At 59.8% G+C, this 16344-nt stretch carries 17 protein-coding genes and 2 tRNA genes; 10 read left to right on the top strand and 9 right to left on the bottom strand.

The genetic code is table 11. From position 1 onward, the window contains the following. Window positions 1-97 precede the first annotated feature (97 nt). Entirely contained in the window at window positions 98-1894 is a 1797-nt protein-coding gene (locus PSH84_RS18410; protein WP_305470988.1) for a DAHL domain-containing sensor histidine kinase, read from the top strand. Between the two features lie 140 nt (window positions 1895-2034). On the opposite strand, the gene PSH84_RS18405 is transcribed toward PSH84_RS18410, so the two are convergent. After that, a complete protein-coding gene (locus tag PSH84_RS18405) occupies window positions 2035-2226 on the bottom strand; it encodes a DUF2188 domain-containing protein (protein WP_122564624.1) in 192 nt (63 codons plus the stop codon). Window positions 2227-2327: 101 nt separating this feature from the next. Next, window positions 2328-3227 carry a polysaccharide deacetylase family protein gene (locus tag PSH84_RS18400; protein WP_305470985.1) on the bottom strand — a complete coding sequence of 300 codons (900 nt, stop codon included), beginning with the start codon at window positions 3225-3227 and terminating at the stop codon, window positions 2328-2330. Window positions 3228-3465: 238 nt separating this feature from the next. Here PSH84_RS18400 and PSH84_RS18395 point away from each other — a divergent pair, with 238 nt between their 5' ends. The 3 genes from PSH84_RS18395 (at window position 3466) to PSH84_RS18385 (ending at window position 4648) form a co-directional block, all read left to right on the top strand. Continuing rightward, window positions 3466-3720, top strand: a complete 255-nt coding sequence (locus tag PSH84_RS18395) for a DUF6555 family protein (protein ID WP_122564626.1) — start codon at window positions 3466-3468, stop codon at window positions 3718-3720. A gap of 151 nt (window positions 3721-3871) precedes the next feature. Beyond that, window positions 3872-4102: a hypothetical protein gene (locus tag PSH84_RS18390; protein ID WP_092164357.1), complete on the top strand. Its 231-nt coding sequence runs from the start codon at window positions 3872-3874 to the stop codon at window positions 4100-4102. Window positions 4103-4222: 120 nt separating this feature from the next. Beyond that, the gene (locus PSH84_RS18385) at window positions 4223-4648 is read left to right on the top strand and encodes a hypothetical protein (protein ID WP_305481501.1); all 426 of its coding nucleotides are present in this window, start codon (window positions 4223-4225) and stop codon (window positions 4646-4648) included. A 34-nt stretch (window positions 4649-4682) separates the two neighbouring features. Here the strand turns inward: PSH84_RS18385 and PSH84_RS18380 are convergent, their stop codons facing one another. Both PSH84_RS18380 and PSH84_RS18375 read right to left on the bottom strand, forming a co-directional pair. Beyond that, complete coding sequence (locus PSH84_RS18380; protein WP_014338117.1) at window positions 4683-4910, bottom strand: PLD nuclease N-terminal domain-containing protein; 228 nt, start codon at window positions 4908-4910, stop codon at window positions 4683-4685. 76 nt (window positions 4911-4986) lie between these two features. Continuing rightward, the gene (locus tag PSH84_RS18375; protein WP_305470982.1) at window positions 4987-5172 is read right to left on the bottom strand and encodes a hypothetical protein; all 186 of its coding nucleotides are present in this window, start codon (window positions 5170-5172) and stop codon (window positions 4987-4989) included. A gap of 288 nt (window positions 5173-5460) precedes the next feature. Between PSH84_RS18375 and PSH84_RS18370 the strand changes: the two genes are divergently transcribed. Continuing rightward, the gene (locus PSH84_RS18370) at window positions 5461-5823 is read left to right on the top strand and encodes an NUDIX hydrolase (protein WP_305481500.1); all 363 of its coding nucleotides are present in this window, start codon (window positions 5461-5463) and stop codon (window positions 5821-5823) included. 124 nt (window positions 5824-5947) lie between these two features. On the opposite strand, the gene PSH84_RS18365 is transcribed toward PSH84_RS18370, so the two are convergent. Continuing rightward, entirely contained in the window at window positions 5948-6871 is a 924-nt protein-coding gene (locus PSH84_RS18365; protein WP_305483181.1) for a LysR family transcriptional regulator, read from the bottom strand. Window positions 6872-6965: 94 nt separating this feature from the next. Beyond that, window positions 6966-8165 (bottom strand): MFS transporter, encoded by a 1200-nt coding sequence (locus PSH84_RS18360; protein WP_305481499.1) that lies wholly within the window; start codon window positions 8163-8165, stop codon window positions 6966-6968. 295 nt (window positions 8166-8460) lie between these two features. Here PSH84_RS18360 and PSH84_RS18355 point away from each other — a divergent pair, with 295 nt between their 5' ends. The 4 genes from PSH84_RS18355 to PSH84_RS18340 all read left to right on the top strand — a co-directional run bounded on the left by PSH84_RS18355 (window position 8461) and on the right by PSH84_RS18340 (window position 13722). Further along, window positions 8461-9741, top strand: a complete 1281-nt coding sequence (locus PSH84_RS18355; RefSeq protein WP_305481498.1) for a cytochrome c — start codon at window positions 8461-8463, stop codon at window positions 9739-9741. Further along, window positions 9738-10211: a (2Fe-2S)-binding protein gene (locus PSH84_RS18350; protein WP_305470973.1), complete on the top strand. Its 474-nt coding sequence runs from the start codon at window positions 9738-9740 to the stop codon at window positions 10209-10211. The genes PSH84_RS18355 and PSH84_RS18350 overlap by 4 nt, the downstream gene beginning before the upstream one ends. Beyond that, window positions 10208-12442 carry a xanthine dehydrogenase family protein molybdopterin-binding subunit gene (locus PSH84_RS18345; protein ID WP_305481497.1) on the top strand — a complete coding sequence of 745 codons (2235 nt, stop codon included), beginning with the start codon at window positions 10208-10210 and terminating at the stop codon, window positions 12440-12442. The genes PSH84_RS18350 and PSH84_RS18345 overlap by 4 nt, the downstream gene beginning before the upstream one ends. A 167-nt stretch (window positions 12443-12609) precedes the next feature. Beyond that, entirely contained in the window at window positions 12610-13722 is a 1113-nt protein-coding gene (locus tag PSH84_RS18340; RefSeq protein ID WP_305481496.1) for an alkene reductase, read from the top strand. A gap of 315 nt (window positions 13723-14037) precedes the next feature. Here the strand turns inward: PSH84_RS18340 and PSH84_RS18335 are convergent. Both PSH84_RS18335 and PSH84_RS18330 read right to left on the bottom strand, forming a co-directional pair. Next, a tRNA-Leu gene (locus PSH84_RS18335) sits at window positions 14038-14124 on the bottom strand. 193 nt (window positions 14125-14317) lie between these two features. After that, window positions 14318-14391, bottom strand: a tRNA-Cys gene (locus tag PSH84_RS18330). A 374-nt stretch (window positions 14392-14765) separates the two neighbouring features. Between PSH84_RS18330 and PSH84_RS18325 the strand changes: the two genes are divergently transcribed. After that, on the top strand, window positions 14766-15545 hold the full coding sequence (locus PSH84_RS18325; RefSeq protein WP_305470946.1) for a TSUP family transporter: 780 nt from the start codon (window positions 14766-14768) through the stop codon (window positions 15543-15545). On the opposite strand, the gene nudC is transcribed toward PSH84_RS18325, so the two are convergent. Further along, window positions 15513-16343, bottom strand: coding sequence for an NAD(+) diphosphatase (gene nudC / locus PSH84_RS18320; RefSeq protein ID WP_305481495.1), 831 nt, complete (start codon window positions 16341-16343; stop codon window positions 15513-15515). The genes PSH84_RS18325 and nudC overlap by 33 nt on opposite strands. Between the last annotated feature and the right edge of the window lies 1 nt (window position 16344).

The following is a 16344-nucleotide window of genomic DNA, read 5'->3' as shown; positions in this document are numbered from 1 at the left end:
GACGATTACCTTGCCTCCCCTTCGGCTCATGCCTTGAGCATCTCCCTCTCCCCGGAAATTCACCGAATCCTTCGATCAGTGCCCACAGGAGAACAGCGTGACCACGCTTATAAAAAAATATAAATGGCCCGCCCTGCTGGCCGTCGCGCTCATTGTGTTTTCCGCACTGATATTCTTTTTGATCAAGTCATACACGTACGACTCGTCGACCTACTTCGAATCCCGCGACTTCATTCGTCAGCTCAAACAATCCGACGCGAACTGGAACAGCAAGATCCTGAGGAAAAAGATCGGCGTGAACAGTAACCTGTCACTGGCGCCGCCACCCGAGGCCGACAGTCGCTGGCAGCAGTTGGAACAGCTCAATAACTCCGGTCCTTTGTCGGCGCTTTGGGCGTCCCGGCGCAAGGGTTATGTGGATGCCGTCAAGAACAAGACTTTGCTGGTGGAGCAATTCGAACAACACAACGCCAATCTACGCACGTCCCTGGATGCGTTGCCGCAGGTCGAAGACCAGATTCAAACGCTGCTCAAGGACATGAATATCGAAAGCCCCATGGAGCGCCTGACCGCGGCGTCCAATGTGCTTGAATTGGCCCTGACAACGCTGGAGTTCGCGCTTTATGCCACCACGGATAAAGCCAAGGAAGTGCAAGGCAAGTTAACTGAGCTGGAACCGTACATCGACCGGTTGCCCGCGACCGATCAGACGCTCTTCATTAGCCTGATCCAGCACGTCAAGACCGTTATCCAGGAGCAACCGGTCGTCAATGACCTGCTTGACCGCATCAGCGTCATCCCGGTTGCCCAGGAACTGGACAACATCAATGAGCTGTTGAACGAGACACAGCGCAGGACGGCCGCAACCGACCGTCAATACCACATCTACCTGGCCGTGTGCGCGAGCCTGATGGCGCTGTTGATGATCTACCTGGCAGTGCGGTTGGTTCGCAGCTACGCCGTGATCAATCAGATCAACCAGGCGTTGCAATCGTCCAACGAACGCCTGGAAGAGCGCGTGCAGGAGCGCACCCGTGAGCTGATGGAAGCCGAGCGCGAACTGGTGGATGCGGCCCGAATGGCGGGCATGGCCGAAATCGCGACGAATGTGCTGCACAACGTCGGCAATGTGCTCAACAGCGTCAATATTTCTGCCGAGTTGGTGACCCGCAAACTAAGGAGCAGCAAAACGCTCGGACTCACGAAAGCGGTCAACATGATGAATGAACACGCCGAAGATCTTGGCCGGTTCATGACCTTCGATGAAAAAGGCCGGTTGCTGCCGCGTTACTTCAACGAGTTGGTCGACTCCATTGCCGCCGAGCAGAGACTGCTTATCGAGGAATTGGCACAGTTGACCAAGAGCATCGATCACATCAAGGAAATCGTCACGACTCAACAAACTTATGCAGGGGCCGCCAGGCTGATCGAACCGCTCAATATCAGCGACCTGTTCGAAGATGCGCTACGCATGAACTCGGGCGCCCTCAGCCGGCATCACGTCACCGTCATCAAGGATTACCAGGACGTACCCGCGATCATGGGGGACAAGCACAGGTTATTGCTGATCCTGATCAACCTGATCAGCAACGCCAAATTCGCCATGTCGCACATCAGCGAGCATCCGCGGGAAATGACCCTGGGAATCCGTATCCTCGACGAAACGACGTTGTGCCTGAGCGTCAAGGACCGTGGCGAAGGCATTTCCCCGGAGAACCTGGCGCGCATCTTCAACCATGGTTTCACCACCCGCAAGGACGGCCATGGCTTTGGCCTGCACAGTTGCGCCCTGGCGGCGGTTGAAATGAACGGCCGTCTGCATGTCCATAGCGATGGACCGGGGCAAGGGGCCCTGTTTACCCTGGAGATCCCGTTGGAGCTGGCGCGCGCCTGACTGTGTCGCAGCCCCTGTGGCCAGGGAGCTTGCTCCCGCTGGGCTGCGCAGCAGCCCCTTTTGTGAGCGCTTCGCACTCAAGCGGGAGCAAGGTCCCTCGCCACGGGTTTGTCGACTAAACAGTATTGGCGAACATCCACCTATTTGGTGTTTACAGGCCGGCCGCTACGGCTTCTCCGGGTCGGCAACGCAGCCGCGTAGGCCAGCGCTTCCTCGCGGGAAGCAAAGGAGCCCAACCGGTCAGCCTGGGTACAGACTCTCCAAGGGCCGCTGTTTACGCTGAGCACGTCATAACCGTTGATGTGCATTTTCGTCATCATCGCAGTACTCATACTCACCTCCGACTTTAACAAGGGTTCACCGCCTACCATACACGCTGATTGCCCATCGGGACCGACCGGACGTCGCAACACCGACTGCACTCGCGGTGCCTTCAATGGGAATCCGAATCCCACAACCAGTCCCACAGCCCCGGCAAATGGACGGGCTCAGCGCTGTGATCGACCGTCCGGGCCAAGGCCGCTCGCTCCAGTGCCTGGCGGTCATCATAGAACGGCCTGGCGGCGGTCCTCAGACCGGTCGCCTTGGCGCTATCGAGCAGGATCTGCAGGTATTCGCGGGCATGTCGGGCGGTATAACGATTGATGTCGTGAAAGGTCACCACCACCGGGATGACCCCATCCACCGCTGGCAATTGCCCGGCGGCGATGCGCTCGCGCACTTCGGAGAGTTGTCGGGTCAGGTTGATCCGCCGCCGAGGGCTCATCGTAATGCCCCAGACCTTGCCGTCATTTGCGCTCAAATCGGTCAACAAAATGTGCAGGCCATGTTGCCGATAGGCCGCAGCGGTGCGCCTGTCGAAGCTCCAGAAGGGAGGCCTTACCAGGGACGGTGGCGCGCCAGTCATGGCGGCAATATCACTCCCGCCCTGGGTAAGCGATTGCTCCAGCTCATCAGGGCTCAGGAACCGGTGATTGGTGTGCCAGTAGGTCGCCGTATGAAAGGCCAGCACATGGCCCTCCTGCTGCTCACGATGCATCACCGAGCGGCCAATATCGCTGCCACCGGCCCGTGGCGAGCGGGTCTGCAGAAAAAACACCGCCTTGATGCCGGGCTGTACCGGGTTGTCTGCGAGTGCGTCCAGCACCTCCAGGCTGGGGTTCCAGATAGACGAGGCGCTGGGCCCATCATCGAATGTCAGCAGGAAACGGATTGGGGGTTGTTCGTGCAAGCGTTGTTCGGTTTGCGGCGTCAGTTCGATGGGGGTGCCAATGCAACCCGATAAACCGATGGCGAGGGCTGCTATAAACAGGACCCTGGCGATTTTTTTCATGTTTTGCCTTTAGTTGATGCCGCGTTGCTTCGCCTTTGATCCCTGGCCGACGGTGTTTAAGCCCACCTTGGAGAAGGGTAACCGGGTTTGGTTCCTTGCTGTGAACAATGGCTGTGCGCAAAATTTGCCGTTGCCCCTCGCTTGAGCCTGGTCGGTATTAATGCGACCGTCTGGAAATTCGATGGAATTTTCCGATTGCCTTTGTATCCATCCGTATAGGACTAATTAGGGAGGATTTATGGGCGGGCCATCGCTTTACATCATTGACTACATGCTTCATGGCGAACCCAAGTCATTCATTATTCGCGCAGAAACGATGAATAACTCTGAGGCTTGGCATTGGGCCAGTTGCGACGCGGGGGTCGGGCGCATACCGAAATTCGGCAGGGAGAAGGTCAAGCGGGTTTCCAAGCCCCTTGCGGAAAAATACGGCATTACCGATGTGCGCTGGCGGGCGAGCGTCGCGCCAGCCTGGGTCAAGGAATCCGGCTGACATCACGCGTACCGTTTCCGGCGCGCCGGTTGTCTGACCGGGCGCCGGATTCTTCGACAGATCCGAAATAACTCAACTACGCTTAAACCACAGCATGACCCGCCCCTGGCGGGTTTCGTGCTGCCTCATCAACCCTGAATGGAGGTGTGACATGTCCGAAAAAGAGTCCATCACCACCCTGCTCACCCTGCTGGAATCCCGCCAGGCCCGGCTCACGGCAGCCTGCAAGGAAATCGCCGATTGGGTCGACCACCAAGGCGGTCACCCTACCGCAGTGCGTATCCGCGACCGACTCAACGACATCGAAAAAGACGCTCCGTCGATCCAGAGCGCGTTGACGTCACTCAAGCCCGCTGAGCCGCCGCTGCCCAAGTTCCGCTGACACGCCCCGTCAGAGGTGTTCCCCTTGAGTTCTACCGGTTGGAAAACCGATGGAACGCGGACATTTTTTGCGCCTCGAAATGGATAGGTACTGGTGCAAAAGCCGCAAAGGGAGAACCACATGAATGCCAGAATCCTGCTATTGATCGCTTGTGCGAGCCCCGCCGCCGTCATGGCCCAAGGCTGCGACGTCATCACCCAGTCCCAGAGCCAGTCGGTTCCGGTAATCGAAAACCATAGCTGCTACGAATACAAAGGCGTGCCCGCCGAGACCCTGGATTGGTCTTGCAGCAACGAAAGCAAGGGAACACTCAGCACCCAAAAACGTAAAGTCGAGCGTTGTGCCGAAGGATATGTAGCGACCTGCCAAGCCAGGCTGACCCAGGAAGCGTTGGCCAACCCGCGCTCAACCAGCAAAGACAAGCGCGGTGGATCGGCCAACCTTCCCGATAATGCCAAAGTGAACTGGTATTACTACGGTGTCGAGCAGTTGCAGCAGGCCCAGAAAGACTGCGAAAGCACCGGCGGTGAGTGGAAAAACCAATGACGGGCCGGCGCGTGCAGCGCAAGTTTTTTCGTTTCTAGCCCTTGCTGTGCTCCGGTGACGACGGCCCCTCCTTGACGCCACGAGGCCCGGCTACGCCCCAGATGACCAAGCCCAACACTGGCAGGATGATCAGCAGCAGCGCCCAACCAGCCTTGGTGCCGGCCGACTTGTCGCTTCGAAAGACGCTGACGATCGCCCACAGGTCCACGAGCAGCAAAAGCACCGCAACAGCGATCCAGAAGTAACTGGCTAATTCAGACATGGCCTAATCCTCTTGTTGGTCCAAGGATTAGGCCCAGCCGTTCAGGCGCCGTTCAAAGATTTTTCGCCCATGGCACCTAACTCCGCTCATTCAGATAAGCGACCCACTGCTCATAGGCTTCATGTTGACGCTGGACCGCTTCATCCCAAGTCGATCCGCTCATTTGATGGACACATATGAGCTTCATCATTTCCGCTGTCGCCGTATCGAGCTCCACCAGGAGCTCATGGGATTTGATCTTGAAGTCTTCAACGGTGGTCATATCTCGCTTCCTTCCCCTGGAGGGGCCGGCCAATGCACCCAACATGGATTCATTTTTTTGAAGCTGATTCATTTGAGGCGATAACCGGTCGAAAGCCTAGTGCTGGTGGTCGGAGAGATGGGATAGGGCGATGACTGCCTCAAATAAGCTCGGTCTTTCTCGCGCCGTCGCGGTCGTACTGGATAAGACATTGAAAAAAATCGACAGTTTGAGCAAAGCCAATTGATGTCAGGCTCAAATATTGCAGTTATATTTCAATTTAATGACAGTCACTGATTGAGCACGGCCATGAAAATTCGAGCGACCGTCATTTGCGAGGAAGATCGCCACGTTCTGCTGGTTCGCAAAGCCAACAGCAGCTGGACACTGCCGGGAGGCACCGTCGAGCGCGGAGAAACCCATGCCGAGGCTGCACTCAGGGAGCTGGCTGAAGAAACCGGGCTGTGCGCCGAACATCTGCTGTATCTGATGCGAATTTGCGACGGCGGAACCGAACACCATGTATTCGAAGCGTCGGTCAGCAACTCAAGGGCAGCCAGGCCACAGAATGAAATCAGCGATTGCCTTTGGCACCCACTGGAGGCCATTGCGCAATTGCAGATGAAAAAAGGCACCCGGGAAATTCTCGATGCGTTTCGGCGGCGGTTGTAACTCACTTTCCGTGATAGACGCCGTGGCGACGCCAGGACACCCATCAAGTCAGCAGCCAGGCTTCGCCGGACGGCCAAGGCTTGCATAAAGTACCGACGACTGTGGACAAGTTAGCTGGAAACGGCTACTCAGTTTGCGTGGTACAGGGATTGAGACTGAGGATTTCCTTGAGAAAATCGATAAATACATTGATCCGACTGGACCCACGATGATTGGGTAAATACAACGCGTTGATGCAAGTGCTGGCACTGCCGGGATTGACCTCGTAATGCTCAAGTAACCGGGTCAGCCGGCCGGCTGCAACATCATCGCGCACCAGCCAGTCAGCCAGCAACGTCACCCCGCCTCCGCCGATGGCAGCTTCGCGCAGGATGTCGGCATTGTTGCTTTGCAGGCGCCCGTGGACGTTGAGCTGAATGGGCGCTTCTTCATTTTGAAAGGTCCAGTGCTGGTGTGTGCCCCCGTAGTCGAAACGCAGGCATTGATGCTCAAGCAAATCCCGTGGGTGACACAGCGCCCCACTCCGGTCCAGATAATCTGGACTGGCCACCACCCACCGTTCGAAATGTCCCACGCGTTTGCTAACAATGTCTTCACTGACCACGGACGATCCCAACCGGACCGAAACATCGATCTGCTCGCTGAGCAGGTCACTGACCTGATCGCTCAGCGACAGACTGATCTCAAGACCCGGATGCCGCTCGAGCAAGCGATTCAGGTGCGGCGCGATAAGACGCCGACCGAACTCCACCGGTACGCTGATGCGCAGACGGCCCTGCGCTTCGCTGCCACGGTCAGCGACTACGGCATCGGCTTCGTCGATAGCCTCGAGAATTGCCACGGCTTTTTCGAAATAGGTCTGGCCGGCAACGGTCACGCTGGTGTTGCGCGTGGTGCGATTGAGCAGGCTCGCGCCAAGCTCGTGTTCCAGCCCAGCCACTTGCCGTGTCACTGACGACGTTGAAATCCCGAGTTTGCGCGCTGCCGAGGAATAGCCCCCGCAACGCACGGTTTCAACAAACATTTTCAGTGCCAGCAACTTGTCCATCAGCGAGGTCCGGTCGAAAGGGAACGCGGATAATTGTGCATCACTGTTCGCCTGTCGTCTTGTACCGCCGTGCTTGAACGCACCCGCCGGGAGTTCAGACATCGGCCTTGCGGCTCAGGAACAACCCGAGCGCGAGCGCTGGCAGTAGCGCCACCGCGACGGCGGACAGGTTCCAGCCGAAATGCTCGTACAGCGGGCTCGCGACCAGAGATCCCACCGCGCCGCCGACGAAAATGCTGGTCATGTACACCGCGTTAAGGCGCGCACGGCTGTGTGGATCGAGGGCGTACACCTCACGCTGGCCGAGCACCATGTTCAATTGCACGGCGAAATCCAGCAGCACCGCACACACCACCAGCCAGATATAGCCACTGCCCGGTAGCGCGGCGATCAACAGCGACACCGGCGCCAGCCACAACGCGACCAACGTGCCACGGCGACCATGTCCGGCATCGGCCAGACGCCCGGCAATCGGCGCCGCAATGGCCCCCACCGCACCGACCAAAGCGAAGATCGCCACTTGTGACTGGGTGAAGCCGTGGTGACGCATCAGTTCAATCGGTGCGAGAGTCCAGAACAGGCTGAAACTGGCAAACAGCAGTCCTTGATACAGCGAGCGCTGACGCAACACCGGATAACGCCGGGCCAAGGCAAACACCGAACCGATCAACGCAGCATACGTGGCTTTATGAGTTGGCAGCCGACGCGGCAGTGCCACCGCGGTAATCAGAGCGATGACCGCCATCAGGGTCGCAGCGCTGTAAAACACCCCGCGCCAACCGAACACTTCGACCAACAGGCTCGACAGTGGCCGCGACAACAGAATTCCCAACAGCAGACCGCTCATGATGTTGCCGACGACGCGGCCACGGCTGGCCTCGGGCGCCAGGTGCGCCGCCAGTGGCACAAGGATCTGCACGGCCACCGACGTCAGGCCGATCAGCAAAGACAACACCAGGAACATCGATGGCGAATGGGTCAGGCCGGCGCACAACAACGTGACACTCGCCGCGAGGGTGAAGCCGACGACCAGACGGCGGTTTTCCATCAGGTCGGCCAGCGGCACCAGCAACAACAGGCCCAGCGCGTAGCCAAACTGCGTAAGCGAAACGATCAGGCTGGCATTGGTGCTGGACAGCCCGATCTGCGGTGCAATCAGCTCAACGATCGGCTGAGCGTAATAGAGATTGGCCACGACCGCACCACAGCAGAACGCCAGGAACGCGACCATCAGGCCGGAAAGTGACGCCGACTGTTCGGCGTTGGTCGCAACGGCCGGGTTGCCCGTGAGCATGATGACACCTCATTAAGTTCAAGAAAGTGCTGCCAAGGCTACGGCCATGTGTCGATGCGCAGAATCCATGTGGCAGGCAACGCAGTAATGCGTCCCGCGCAACGTCACAGGCATTGCTTCTGGCGCAACGCGCTGTTGCGTGCGCGGCTAATTCTCCAGCGCTGGTGGTTTCTCTACGCTTTGGCCCTTGGCGCAGCCGTCCAGGTCGGCGCCCTTCCCCGGCCGTCACAAGGAGCGTTTTCATGACCCGTATCCCATCCGTTCTGCCATTGCCTGCCGCGTTTTTCTCCGTCCCATGAACAGCCACTTCCTGAAATCCAAAACGCTATGGATCTGCGTGGCGCTGGTCGCCGTGCTCGGCCTGATCAGCGCCGTTTTGCTGATGTGGCGCCCGCCGATTGCGCCCATCGAACGCCCGACAACATTCGATGCCGCGCAGTTGCAACGCGGGGCGCGGGTGGTGGAGGCAGGCGATTGTGCGGTGTGCCATACCCGCCCCGGCGGTGAATATCTGGCCGGCGGGCTGCCGCTGGTGACGCCGTTCGGCACCCTGTTCAGCACCAACATCACCCCGGATGCGCAGACCGGTATTGGCCTGTGGTCAATGCCGGCGTTCGAACGGGCGATGCGTCAGGGTATTGCTCGCGATGGCCACTTCCTCTATCCGGCGTTCCCCTACGTACACTACCGGCGCATGAGCGAAGCAGACATCGCCGACGCCTATGCCTACTTGATGAGCGGTCCCGCCGTGCACGCGCAGGCCAAGCAAAACCAGATGAATTTTCCGATGAACATTCGCCCACTGGTGTCGTTCTGGAACTTGCTGTACCTGCACGGAGAGCCACTGACGCCGGTAGCACAGCGCAACGAGGCGTGGAATCGCGGGCGTTATCTGGTCGACGGCCCGGGCCATTGCGCCGGCTGTCATTCGCCGCTGAACCTGATCGGCGCGGAAAAATCATCGGAATATTTGCAGGGCGGCAGCGTTGACGGCTGGCAAGCGCCAGCGCTGGTCGGTCTGGGCCAACGCGACAACCCGTGGAGTCGCGAGCAACTGGTTGGCTATCTGCGCGCAGACATAGTCGATGGCCACGGTACGCCCGCCGGCCCGATGCGTCCGGTCAGCTTGAGTCTGGCACGCTTGCCAGCCAGCGAAGCCGAAGCGATTGCCGAATTCCTGCTCAGCCTGGAGAGTCCGCACACAGCGACGCAGACGCCGCCGAAGACGCCCGCCAGTGAACCGGCAGGCCATGCGACCGGCGCCCTGCTCTTCAGCGCGGCCTGCGCCGGGTGCCATGGCCCGGCGGCGCCGATGCGCGTAATCGATGGTCGCCCGGGACTGCAAAGCACCTCGGCGCTGCAAGCGGCCAGTCCACGCAACTTCCTCAAAACCGTGCTCGAAGGCTTGTCCGCCACGCCCGGATCGCCCGGCCCGGTGATGCCTGCGTTCGCCGCCAGCCTAGACAACGCGCAACTCGGCGCCCTCGCCGCGTATCTGCGCCAGCAAGCCAGACCCGATCAGCCTTGGGACGAACTCTCTTCCACTATTGAAGCGTTACGTCAGGAGACGAAATGAGCCAGATCATTCTCAACGTCAACGGAGCCGTCCAACCGCTTGAGCTGGAGCCGGACATGCCACTGCTGTATGCGCTGCGCAATCACTTGAACCTCAACGGCGCCAAGTACGGTTGCGGTCTCGGTCAATGCGGCGCCTGCACGGTGATCGTCGATGATCAGCCGGTGTTCGCCTGCCTGACGCCCTGCGCCGGCCTCGATGGCAAAAAAATCCGCACCGTGGAAAGCCTCGGCAGCGCGGAAAAACCTGGCCCTCTGCAAGCGGCGTTCATCGAGAAACAGGCCGCGCAATGCGGCTACTGCATTGCGGGCATGCTGATGCGCGCGCAAGCGTTGCTTGAACGCAATCGACACCCGGACGAGACCACCATTCGCGAACACATGGCCGGCAACCTGTGCCGCTGCGGTACGCACTTGCGGATCATCGAGGCGATCAAACAGGTGGCCGGGCAAAACGGGAGCCTGACATGAGTGAGTCGAATGGTTTGAACCCGAGTCGGCGCGCCTTCCTGCGCGGCGGTGCGTTGCTGATGGCGTTCACCCTGATGCCGGTGGCGCGGCGCGTTTTGGCTGATACGGAAGTCGATACGCTCGGCACCGTGGTACTCGCCCCCGACCTCCCCGGAAGCCTGCGCACCAACCCCTATCTCGACGCCTGGATCCGCATTGGCGCCGACGGCATTACCGTCTACACCGGTAAGGTCGAATTGGGCACCGGGGTGAAAACCGCACTGCTGCAAATTGCCGCCGAGCGTTTGCAGGTGCCGGCAACATCTATCGACTTGCTCACCGCCGACACTGCGCTGACGCCCAACGAAGGCTACACCGCCGGCAGCCACAGCATTTTCGATAGCGGTACCGCGTTGTATAACGCTGCCGCGCAGGTGCGAGAAATGCTCGTCGATGCCGCTGCGCGCAGTTGGCATGTCGATGGGGCGCTGCTGAGCACCCGCAACGGTACGATCGAAGGCCCAGCCGGTCAGCGGATGAGTTACGCCGAGGCGATCAAGCATGTCGATTTGCACCAATACGCCAAGGCTCAGTCACCGGCGATGGCCACCGCCGACTTCAAACTGATCGGGCATTCGTTGCCGCGCCTCGACATCCCGGCGAAAGTCAGCGGCGGCGCGGCATTCGTCCAGGACATGCGCCTGCCGGGCATGCTGCATGCGCGGGTGATCCGCCCTCCGCGTCCGGGCTGCATGCTGCAAGCATTCGATGAAGCGTCCATCGAGGCGCTGGCTGGCGTGGTCAAGGTGATCCGCGACGGAAATTATCTGGCGGTGGTCGCCCGTGATGAGTGGCAAGCGATCAAAGCCATGCGCAGTGCCAGCGAAGTTGCGCAATGGAGCGGCGGCGAGGCGATTCCAGAGGCGGTGGAGATTCATGGCCTGCTCAAACGCCTGCCCTCGCGGCGCTATCCGATCAGCAACAACGGCACGCCAAGCGGCGAGGCCGGCACGCGTTTCCAGGCGCGGGTAACCAAGCAATATCTGATGCATGGTTCGATAGGCCCGTCGTGTGCGGTGGCCTGGTTCAAGGACGGCGCTCTCACCGTCTGGACCCACACCCAAGGCGTTTACCCGCTGCGCGCCGGCATTGCCGAAATGCTGCGCCTGCCCTCTGCGCGGGTGCGCTGTATTCATACCGAGGGCTCAGGGTGTTACGGGCACAACGGTGCCGATGATGCCGCCGCCGATGCGGCATTGATTGCCATGCGCGTGCCCGGTACGCCGGTGCGCGTGCAATGGATGCGCGAACAGGAAAATCTTTGGGAGCCCTATAGCTCGGCAATGGTCACTGAGGTCGACGCCGGCCTCACGCAGGGCCGCTTGCAGGACTGGGCCTACGAGCTATGGACCACTCCGCACAACGAACGCATCGTCAACGCTGGACGCCTGTTGCCGGCACGCCTGCTGGCGCAGCCCTACACCTCTGCGCCGTCGGTGCCGATCGCACAGCCCGAAGGGGATGGTGATCGCAACGCGGTGCCGCTGTACGACCTGAACTCGACGCGCATCAACATGAACTTTGTCACCGAAATGCCCTTTCGCACCTCGGCCATGCGTTCGCTCGGTGCGCATATCAATATATTCGCCATTGAGGCGAGTATCGACGAGTTGGCGATCAAGGCCGGAATCGACCCGGTCGCTTTGCGTCTGACCCATCTGAGCGACCCACGTGCCCGCGCGGTCGTGGAACGTGTACGTGATGCTATCGGCTGGCCGCAAAAAAGCAGCGAGCCCGGCGCAGGCATCGGTTTCGCCTTTGCCCGCTATAAAAACATCATGGGTTACTGCGCCATCGCGGTGAAGCTGCGGGTGCATCCGCAGAGCGGCGAAATCCGCATCGATCATGTGGTCACGGCGGTGGACGTCGGCCAGATCATCAGTCCCGATGGCCTGCGCAATCAGATCGAGGGCGGAATCGTGCAGTCTGCCAGCTGGACCCTGTACGAAAAAGTCGCTTACGACGCAGGGGGCATTCACAGCTACGACTGGAGCGGTTATCCGATTCTGCGTTTCACCCAACTGCCGAAACAAGTCGATGTGCATTTGCTCGACCAGCCCGGACAACCCTTTCTCGGTGCCGCTGAAATCGTGCAGGGACCGATGGCCGCCGCCCTTGGCAATGCCGTCGCCAATGCGACCGGGCGCCGCTGGCTGAACCTGCCGCTGACCCGCTCGACACAACCAGCCTGAGCCACGCCCGTGTTCATCGGTGATGAGCATGGGCGCCATTGCGTCATGCGCAAAACAGCGTGGCGTCGGTCACGGATTATCACCCTCGCGGCCCCCGGTTAATTTACCTGCACTGATTCGCAGCGCTGCTGCGTTTGAATCCCACTTATTAAAATCTGGAGCTACCCATGACCCGTCGTTTGTTCCAACCCATCGCACTTGGTCCTTACACCCTTGCCCATCGCGTCGCCATGGCGCCATTGACTCGCTCACGCGCCGGCCAACCGGGCGATGTGCCGACGGCGATGAACGCCGAGTACTACCGCCAACGTGCCAGCGCGGCGCTGATCATCACCGAAGCCACACAAATCTCTCGCCAGGCTCAGGGTTACGCGTGGACGCCGGGCATCTACACCCCGGGACAGGTCCAGGGGTGGCGAGAAGTCAGCACCGCGGTGCACGAGGCCGGCGGGTTAATCTTCATGCAACTGTGGCACGTCGGTCGTGTTTCCCATCCCAGCTTTCAACCCGACGCCGGCCTGCCCGTAGCACCTAGCGCTCTGCCGGTGCCCGGCAAGACTTTTATCGTCGATGAAAACGGCAACGGCGTCTGGGGTGATGTACCCGTGCCGCGCGCTCTGGAAACGGCGGAAATCGCAGACATCGTCGAGAACTACCGCCTGGCCGCGCGCAACGCGCTGAATGCGGGCATGGACGGCGTGGAAATTCATGCCGGTAATGGCTACCTGCTCGAGCAGTTTCTCAACAGCAACAGCAACCAGCGTGACGATGCCTATGGCGGCAGCGTGGAGAATCGCGCGCGTTTTCTGCTGGAAGTGGTTGCGGCAGTTGCTGAAGAAGTCGGTGCCGAGCGCGTTGGCGTGCGCCTGACGCCGATGGGGCGCTTCATGGGCATGGGCGATAACACCCCAGAGGCGACGTTCGGCCACCTTGTCGAAGCGCTCAACCAATGGGATCTGGCGTACCTCCACTTGGTCGAGCCAGCGATGGTCGGCACAGTCAAGGACGAACATTTCGACCCGCGCTGGGACGCGATCATCGCCCAACTGCGCCACACCTGGAACGGCGTGTTGATACTTGCGGGCGGATATGACGCCGACTCCGCCGAACAAGCGCTGACCTCGGGCCGCGCTGACATCATTGCATTCGGCAGACCATTCCTGGCAAACCCTGATCTGCCGCGTCGGCTTCATGATGGCCTGAGACTCAATACGGCGGACCCGAGCAGTTTTTTTGGAGGCGATCAGCATGGTTACATTGACTATCCATTTCATGCCTGACAAGAACATGCCGTTACGGGTTAATAACTTTTAAGGCGTGCTTAAGGACTTTAAATCTCGGCGGCGGACAGAACGCCCTAACGACCTGGAGAGCCGCCATGACCCCGCAATCGTTGAAGTCAGACCATCCCAGCGCGAAGCTTGGGACCCGTCGGGACACGCAACCGTTGGGATGACAGAGCAATACATCCGAATGCGAAAGGGCTTGAAGGTACCCCTACGAAGTAACTGACGGTCGCGAATTGTGGAAAGGGTTTTGATTGCGGAAAAAATAAGGGCCTGCATGAGGTATGTCATACAAGCCCTTGATGTTCATGGTGCCCGAAGCCGGAATCGAACCGGCACGCCCTTACGAGCGGGGGATTTTAAGTCCCATGCGTCTACCAGTTTCGCCATTCGGGCGGTAGCGCGGTAAGCCATGGGAACGTCGGCAAAATCCAATGGCCGAAGTCCTGGCTGGTGCAGCAAGAGGGGGAATATATACATCCCTCCCCCGTGAAGCAAGGTAGCTTGTGCCCTTTTCAACACAAAACCTTTCATTGCTTCGAAAATAAAAAAGCTCCGTAAATCATAGATCTACAGAGCTTTTTAAAAGTGGAGGCCGAAGTCGGAATCGAACCGGCGTAGGTGGATTTGCAATCCACTGCATAACCATTTTGCTATTCGGCCTCAAGACGTTTGATGCGATGCAGCCACATCAATCGCGGTACAAACCTGATCAGGAAATCAGCCACTTACTCAGTGCTATCTCCTTGAAAACATTGAGATTTTTTACGTCCCAGTGCGTTCGATGGGCGCAATTATGTACTCATTTGCCTAGGCTGACAACCCCTTGATTTCAAAAAAAATTCGTCCAACGGTCAGCTTCCGTCAGACAGCCACATGGGTGCGAAGGTTTTGGGCTGCTTCGCAACCCAGCGGGAGCAAGCTCCCTCGCCACGGGACCTTGCAGGCCTTGGAGGCAGTCGCAGCCCTGCACCATTATGGGTAACATACCGGCCTTCCCCGCAGCCCTTCTGCGACCTGCCAAATAAGCCCATTCCATGCCTTTCGAACTCAGCGTTGACCTCACTACCCTCGCTATCCTTGCCGTTGTCGCCTTCATTGCCGGTTTCATCGATGCCATCGCCGGTGGCGGTGGCCTGCTGACCACGCCAGCGCTGCTGACCGCGGGCTTGCCGCCCCACCTGGTCCTGGGCACCAACAAACTCAGTTCGACCTTTGGCTCGGCGACGGCCAGCTTCACCTTCTACAAGCGCAAGCTGTTCCACCCGAGGCAGTGGACCCACGCCCTCGTCGGTACACTGGTCGGAGCCCTGAGCGGCGCCATCGTCGCCCATTACCTGCCCGCCGAGTGGCTGAACAAGATGCTGCCGGTGATCGTCTTCGCCTGCGGCCTGTACCTGTTGTTTGGCGGCACGCCCAAGGCACCGTTGGACAGCGATGCACCGATCAAAAAGACATGGCAGTCGCCCCAGGGCTTCAGCCTGGGTTTCTATGACGGCGTGGCCGGGCCGGGTACCGGTGCGTTCTGGACCGTCAGCAGCCTGCTGCTCTACCCCATCGACCTGGTCAAGGCCAGTGGCGTGGCGCGCAGCATGAATTTCGTCAGCAACATCGCGGCGCTGTCGGTGTTCATCTTCTCCGGACAAGTGGACTGGGTCATCGGCCTGAGCATGGGCCTGTCGGTGATGGTCGGTGCGTTCTTCGGGGCTCGCACCGCCATCAGCGGCGGCGCGAAGTTCATCCGACCGGTGTTCATCACCGTGGTGCTGGGCTTGACCGTGCGCCTAGCCTGGCAGCACTGGTTCAGCGTGGCCTAAGCGCCGCGCCACGTAAAGGTCGATCAGGTAGCGGGCGATCGAGCGCGAGGCCGGCAACGGCGGCAGGTCGTGGACGTTGAACCATTGGGCGTCCTCGATTTCATCTTCCTGAGGCACGATGTCGCCGCCGGCATATTCAGCGTGAAAACCCAGCATCATCGAATGGGGAAACGGCCAGCATTGGCTGCCCATGTACTGGATGTTCTTCACCTCGATACTGACTTCTTCACGGACCTCGCGCACCAGGCAATCCTCCGCCGACTCGCCGGGCTCGGCAAACCCCGCCAGGGTGCTGTAGACGCCCGTGACGAAACGCGGTGAACGGGCCAGCAGCACTTCATCGCCGCGGGTAATCAACACGATCATGCTTGGTGAAATCCGCGGATAGTGGCGCAGCTCGCAGGCGTCGCAATACATCGCCCGCTCCAACGGAATCTGGCTCATGCGCTTGCCGCAACTGCCACAAAAGCGATGCTCCCGGGCCCAGGTGCCGATCTGCGCCGCATAGCCCAACACCTTGTACAGCGTGTGGTCGTCCTCGAGCATGAACGCCCGCAGGCCTTTCCAGTTGCAGCCGGGGATGTCCAGCGGGCTGTGCAATTCCAACAGGTAGACCGGCTCGCCATCCAGGTGACCGATGCCATGCTCGGCGAGGATCGCCAGGTCTTGGCGCTTGAGCCATTCGCGGGGAAACAGCGCGCCGTTGTCATCGAACAGAAAGCCTTCCGGGCTGCGGGCCACGGCCCAGCCGCCAGGAAGATCGGTATCGAGTACTGCGGTGGTCCAGCGTGAAATCATG

It is taken from the genome of Pseudomonas beijingensis (assembly GCF_030687295.1).
In the GTDB taxonomy this organism is placed as follows: Bacteria; Pseudomonadota; Gammaproteobacteria; order Pseudomonadales; family Pseudomonadaceae; genus Aquipseudomonas; species Aquipseudomonas beijingensis.
This window is presented reverse-complemented; position numbering and strand designations above follow the sequence as displayed.

What these genes read in the sequence shown, in the direction of transcription:
- PSH84_RS18385 (WP_305481501.1), top strand. Translation starts at nt 4,223, where the DNA reads ATGAATGCCAGAATCCTGCTATTGATCGCTTGTGCGAGCCCCGCCGCC.
- PSH84_RS18400 (WP_305470985.1), bottom strand. Translation starts at nt 3,227, where the DNA reads ATGAAAAAAATCGCCAGGGTCCTGTTTATAGCAGCCCTCGCCATCGGT.
- PSH84_RS18365 (WP_305483181.1), bottom strand. Translation starts at nt 6,871, where the DNA reads ATGGACAAGTTGCTGGCACTGAAAATGTTTGTTGAAACCGTGCGTTGC.
- nudC (WP_305481495.1), bottom strand. Translation starts at nt 16,343, where the DNA reads ATGATTTCACGCTGGACCACCGCAGTACTCGATACCGATCTTCCTGGC.
- PSH84_RS18375 (WP_305470982.1), bottom strand. Translation starts at nt 5,172, where the DNA reads ATGACCACCGTTGAAGACTTCAAGATCAAATCCCATGAGCTCCTGGTG.
- PSH84_RS18340 (WP_305481496.1), top strand. Translation starts at nt 12,610, where the DNA reads ATGACCCGTCGTTTGTTCCAACCCATCGCACTTGGTCCTTACACCCTT.
- PSH84_RS18345 (WP_305481497.1), top strand. Translation starts at nt 10,208, where the DNA reads ATGAGTGAGTCGAATGGTTTGAACCCGAGTCGGCGCGCCTTCCTGCGC.
- PSH84_RS18325 (WP_305470946.1), top strand. Translation starts at nt 14,766, where the DNA reads ATGCCTTTCGAACTCAGCGTTGACCTCACTACCCTCGCTATCCTTGCC.
- PSH84_RS18405 (WP_122564624.1), bottom strand. Translation starts at nt 2,226, where the DNA reads ATGAGTACTGCGATGATGACGAAAATGCACATCAACGGTTATGACGTG.
- PSH84_RS18355 (WP_305481498.1), top strand. Translation starts at nt 8,461, where the DNA reads ATGAACAGCCACTTCCTGAAATCCAAAACGCTATGGATCTGCGTGGCG.
- PSH84_RS18380 (WP_014338117.1), bottom strand. Translation starts at nt 4,910, where the DNA reads ATGTCTGAATTAGCCAGTTACTTCTGGATCGCTGTTGCGGTGCTTTTG.
- PSH84_RS18350 (WP_305470973.1), top strand. Translation starts at nt 9,738, where the DNA reads ATGAGCCAGATCATTCTCAACGTCAACGGAGCCGTCCAACCGCTTGAG.
- PSH84_RS18390 (WP_092164357.1), top strand. Translation starts at nt 3,872, where the DNA reads ATGTCCGAAAAAGAGTCCATCACCACCCTGCTCACCCTGCTGGAATCC.
- PSH84_RS18360 (WP_305481499.1), bottom strand. Translation starts at nt 8,165, where the DNA reads ATGCTCACGGGCAACCCGGCCGTTGCGACCAACGCCGAACAGTCGGCG.
- PSH84_RS18370 (WP_305481500.1), top strand. Translation starts at nt 5,461, where the DNA reads ATGAAAATTCGAGCGACCGTCATTTGCGAGGAAGATCGCCACGTTCTG.
- PSH84_RS18395 (WP_122564626.1), top strand. Translation starts at nt 3,466, where the DNA reads ATGGGCGGGCCATCGCTTTACATCATTGACTACATGCTTCATGGCGAA.